The organism is Aquitalea sp. ASV15 (assembly GCF_016429115.1).
In the GTDB taxonomy this organism is placed as follows: Bacteria; Pseudomonadota; Gammaproteobacteria; order Burkholderiales; family Chromobacteriaceae; genus Aquitalea; species Aquitalea magnusonii.
On the sequence record NZ_JAELTZ010000153.1, the window covers coordinates 1 to 374 of the forward strand.

Annotated in this window: 1 protein-coding gene; it reads left to right on the top strand. The window is 66.8% G+C overall.

The features are described 5' to 3' along the window. The coding region (locus JHD64_RS21280; protein WP_199055626.1) for a hypothetical protein at window positions 1-374 on the top strand (374 nt) is incomplete at both ends.

A 374-nucleotide genomic window follows, 5' to 3' on the forward strand; every position in this document is an offset into this window, starting at 1 on the left:
CACGGCGACCGTGGCAGCCAATGGCAGCTGGACCGTTCCGGCCAGCAGCCTGAGCGGCCTGGTGGATGGTGCGGTAACGGTGAAAGCCAGCGTCAGCGATGTGGCCGGCAACCCGGCCAGCGCCAGCGTCAGCGACAGCAAGGATACGGTGGCCACCATTGCCATCAGCAGTGATGGCAGTGGCAGCGATCACGTCTATAACAGCAGCGAAAGCGGCGCCGCCGTGGTCAGCGGTACCACCACGGGTGTCGAAGCCGGCCAGACTGTCACCGTCACCTTCACCGACAGCGCCAACCACGTGGTCACCACCACGGCGACCGTGGCAGCCAATGGCAGCTGGACCGTTCCGGCCAGCAGCCTGAGCGGCCTGGTGG